4 protein-coding genes are annotated in these 3,972 nt (G+C 64.6%); 1 reads left to right on the forward strand and 3 read right to left on the reverse strand.

Annotation, left to right across the window (positions count from 1 at the left end; genetic code table 11):
- Positions 1 to 96 precede the first annotated feature (96 nt).
- From NKH21_RS32500 to NKH21_RS32510, 3 genes are all read right to left on the reverse strand, one after another.
- Positions 97 to 1,326, reverse strand: a complete 1,230-nt coding sequence (locus tag NKH21_RS32500) for an amidohydrolase/deacetylase family metallohydrolase (RefSeq protein WP_352869981.1) — start codon at positions 1,324 to 1,326, stop codon at positions 97 to 99.
- Between the two features lie 22 nt (positions 1,327 to 1,348).
- On the reverse strand, positions 1,349 to 1,714 hold the full coding sequence (locus NKH21_RS32505) for a RidA family protein (RefSeq protein WP_254817935.1): 366 nt from the start codon (positions 1,712 to 1,714) through the stop codon (positions 1,349 to 1,351).
- Positions 1,715 to 2,081: 367 nt separating this feature from the next.
- Positions 2,082 to 2,510: an Lrp/AsnC family transcriptional regulator gene (locus tag NKH21_RS32510; RefSeq protein ID WP_352869983.1), complete on the reverse strand. Its 429-nt coding sequence runs from the start codon at positions 2,508 to 2,510 to the stop codon at positions 2,082 to 2,084.
- A gap of 124 nt (positions 2,511 to 2,634) precedes the next feature.
- On the opposite strand from NKH21_RS32510, the gene NKH21_RS32515 reads away from it, so the two are divergent.
- Complete coding sequence (locus NKH21_RS32515) at positions 2,635 to 3,738, forward strand: saccharopine dehydrogenase family protein (RefSeq protein ID WP_352869985.1); 1,104 nt, start codon at positions 2,635 to 2,637, stop codon at positions 3,736 to 3,738.
- Positions 3,739 to 3,972 lie beyond the last annotated feature (234 nt).

A 3,972-nucleotide genomic window follows, 5' to 3' on the forward strand; every position in this document is an offset into this window, starting at 1 on the left:
GCTCCTTCGCTCAACTGCCTCTCCAAAGAATCCTTTCTCAGCCTAAACTCAACCCCAAAATCGCCATATGCGATTCCCCTGCCCTCAAGGGGGAGATCACCCACGTCCGAAATGCCGGCTCACAACATCGACATGCGTGCCATGCGCATGCGCTTCGAAGCGTTCGGTTTCGCCGAGATCGTCCACCGCCTCGTTCGGCCACCAGGTGCCGCCGACCACGATGCCGTCCGAGACCAGCCTTTGCTCGGCGACCAGCGTGGCGCCGACCGAATCGACAAAGGTGAAGCGGCCCGGACGCAGCCGCAGCACCGCGATGTCCCCGACCGCACCAACCGCAAGCCTGCCGAGATCGGGCCTGGCGATCGCCTCGGCCGGCCGTTGCGTGGCGGCGCGCAGCACTTCGACCAGCGGCATGCCGAGCGCCAGCAGCTTCGACATGCAGACCAGAATGTCGAAGGCGGGACCGTCGACACAATAGAGATGCACGTCACTGCTGATCACGTCCGGCGCCAGTCCTTCGCTCAGCATCGCTTTGGCCACTTCGAAATCGAACGAGCCCATGCCGTGGCCGATATCGAAGATGACGCCGCGATCGCGCGCCAGCCGCATGTCCGGCCGCACCGCCCCCGAGGCGAAGACCGGCGCGTTGGGAAACGGCCGGAAGCAGTGGGTGAGGATGTCGCCCTTGCGCAGCCGCGGCAGCACTTCCGAGCGGCCGGGCGGCGGCTCGTCTATATGCGCCATCAGCGGCAGGCCGGCTTTGTCGGCGGCTTCGAGCGCGAGATCGACCGGCGCGATGCCGCTGGTGCCACCGGCGTGGCGACCCGAGCGAACCTTGACGCCGACAACCACGTCCGCGTGCTCGCGCGCCGCCGCCACCGTTTCGCGCGGTTCGCAGAGCCGGAGGTCGCTGCATTCGCCGACCGCCACGGTCTGCGAGAAGCCGAAAATGCCGGCAAAGGAAATGTTGACGTAAGCCAGGATGCGGACCTTCGAGCGCTCGATGACGTGGCGGCGAAAGCCGAGGAAATTGCCGGCGCCGGCACTTCCGGCATCGATGAAGGTGGTGGTGCCGCTCTTTGCGGCGAGCCGGTCGGCATCGACGCCGAGCGAGGTGCCGCCCCAATAGACATGGCTGTGCAGGTCGATCAGGCCCGGCGCGACGATGGAGCCCGTGGCGTCGATGACGCGGGCGGCACGTTCGAAGGGGATTTCGGCGTCGATCGCGGCGATACGGCCGTCGGCAATCGCCAGATCGCGCTGCGCGTCGAGGCCGGACGCCGGATCGATGAGGCGGCCGCCTTTTATCAGCAGATCGAATTGCATCGCGCCTGTCTCCGCTTTCCCGTCAGGCCGGCCTGTAGGCAACGGCCTCGACCTCGATCTTGATGTCGATCATCAGCCGCGACTCCACTGTCGTGCGCGCCGGCGGGTCTTTCGGGAAATGCCTGGCATAGACGGTGTTGAAAATGCCGAAATCGCGGGCGTCCTCAAGCCAAACCGTCGTCTTGACCACGTCGTCGAGGGTGCAGCCGGCCAGCGCCAGTGCCGCCTTGACGTTCGACAGCACCTGTTCGGTCTGTTCGGCGATGCCGCCCTTGACCACCAGCCCGTCGCTGCCGACCGGCACCTGGCCTGAGACATAGACGAAATCGCCGGCCCTGACGGCCGGAGACAACGGCACATGGGATTTTCCGAAACACTGCTTGGGCAAGAAGGCCTCCTGTCTAGGTTCTTTGGGTGAACGCGCGATGCTGCGAGAGATAGGGGGCGGCTGCACGCCATCGATCCACATTTTGAAAGCCTATATCGCTTTGCTGCGGTAACGCCAGAACGATCACCGCCCTTGGTGATCCTTCGCGCCCCCCTCTGTCCTGCCCTCTTTCCCACTACTTGGCATCTCCCCCTCTAGTGGGGAGATCGGCAGCTTCGCCGATAGCATCCATTCAGCCACCTTGGAGATTGGCGAAAGCCGCGGTGACATCCAATCTCCCCCTGGAGGGACCCTGGAGGGGGAGATGCCCGGCAGGGCAGAGGGGGGCGCTGTCCCGTCAGCGTCTGGACCCGCGACACCAGCCGGCTCAGCGGTCGATCCGCGTCGACAGGATGATCGACGACGACGTGCGCTCGACCCCGTCCATGGCGCCGATCTGGTCGAGAAGCGTGTCGAGATCCCTGATCGACGGCGCCTCGACGATGACGATCATGTCGAAATTGCCGCTGACCGAGTGCAGCGTGCGAACCGGTGCCAGCGCCTGCAGGCTGCGCACCACCTTGTCGGCGAGCTTGGGGGTGACGGTGAGCAGGACATGCGCCCTGACCAGCCCCTGTTCGTAATCCGGCGAAAGCCTGACCCCGTAGCCGGTGATGATGCCGCGCTGTTCCAGCCGCTCGATCCGGCTTTGCACCGTCGTTCGTGAGACGCCGAGCCGCCGCGCCAGTTCGGCGGTCGAGGCGCGCGCATTGATGCGCAACAGTGAAAGCAGAGCCTGGTCGGCATCGCTGAGCATTTCGACGAATCCTACCGGCATATTGCACAAAGAGATACTTCGTTTAGTACAATTCCACGCTTCCTTTCAACAGGCAAGTTGCGATTCTAGCCATCAAATTTAACGTTGGTGCGAGGGACCGGTCATGAAGGAAATCATCGTCGTCGGCGCCGGCAAGATCGGCTCGACCATTGCCGAGATGCTGGCTTCCACGGGCAACTACCATGTCACGCTCGTCGACCGCTCGGCGGCGCAGCTCGGCGCGGCCGAACTGCCTGAAACGGTCGAGACGCTGGAACTCGACATCGAAGCTGCCGGCACCCTCGAAGCGGCCTTGGCCGGCAAGTTCGCGGTGCTCAGCGCCGCGCCCTTCCATCTGACGACGCGCATCGCCGAGGCGGCGGCCAGCGCCGGCGTGCACTATCTCGATCTGACCGAGGACGTCGTCAGCACCAGGCGGGTCAAGGAACTGGCGCGTTCCGGCAGCAGCGCCTTCATTCCGCAATGCGGCCTGGCGCCGGGCTTCATCTCGATCGTCGCCAACGATCTCGCCAGCCGCTTCGACACACTGGAGAGCGTGCGCATGCGGGTCGGCGCGCTGCCGCAATACCCGTCGAACGCGCTGAACTACAACCTGACCTGGAGCACCGACGGCGTCATCAACGAATATTGCGAGCCTTGCGAGGCGATCGTCGAAGGCGAGCTGGTCGAAGTGCCGCCGCTCGAGGAGCGCGAGGAGTTCTCCCTTGACGGCGTCACCTACGAGGCGTTCAACACCTCGGGCGGGCTGGGCACGCTGGCCGAAACGCTGAAAGGCAAGGTGCGGACGCTGAACTACCGCACCATCCGCTATCCCGGCCATGCCGCGATCATGAAGGCGCTGCTCAACGATCTCGGCCTGCGCCACCGCCGCGACGTGCTGAAGGACATTTTCGAAAGCGCCCTGCCGGCAACGCTGCAGGACGTGGTCATCGTCTTCGTCACCGTCAGCGGCCGCAAGAACGGCCGCCTCCTGCAGGAGACCTACGCCAACAAGATCTACGCCAGGCGCGTCGGCGATACGGTGCGCAGTGCCATCCAGGTCACCACCGCATCGGCGATCTGCGCCGTGCTCGACATGCTCGCCGACGGCACCTTGCCGGCAACAGGTTTCATCAAGCAGGAGGACATCGCGCTCGACGCGTTCCTGGCCAACCGCTTCGGCCGCGCCTATGCGCAGCACGAGATGGTTAGCCGGCTTGCGGGGTGAGCTGCGTAGTCTCCCCCCTTGAGGGGGAGATGTCGCCGAAGGCGACAGAGGGGGTCGCCTCGCGTAGAGCGCTAAACCTCCATCTATCGCAAGGGAGGTCGCATCCAGTCGAACCGACCCCCTCTGGCCTGCCGGCCATCTCCCCTCAAGGCAGGGCTATCGCATATGAGTGATGGCATTGATGAGATAGTCGTCGTTCCAGGCGCATTTCTTGATGCGATGGCTGATGGGAAC

Origin of the sequence: Mesorhizobium sp. M1329 (assembly GCF_040318035.1) — a bacterium.
Taxonomy (GTDB): Bacteria; Pseudomonadota; Alphaproteobacteria; order Rhizobiales; family Rhizobiaceae; genus Mesorhizobium.

Coding starts and splice junctions, on each gene's coding strand:
- NKH21_RS32500 (WP_352869981.1), bottom strand. CDS start 1,326: ATGCAATTCGATCTGCTGATAAAAGGCGGCCGCCTCATCGATCCGGCG.
- NKH21_RS32510 (WP_352869983.1), bottom strand. CDS start 2,510: ATGCTCAGCGATGCCGACCAGGCTCTGCTTTCACTGTTGCGCATCAAT.
- NKH21_RS32515 (WP_352869985.1), top strand. CDS start 2,635: ATGAAGGAAATCATCGTCGTCGGCGCCGGCAAGATCGGCTCGACCATT.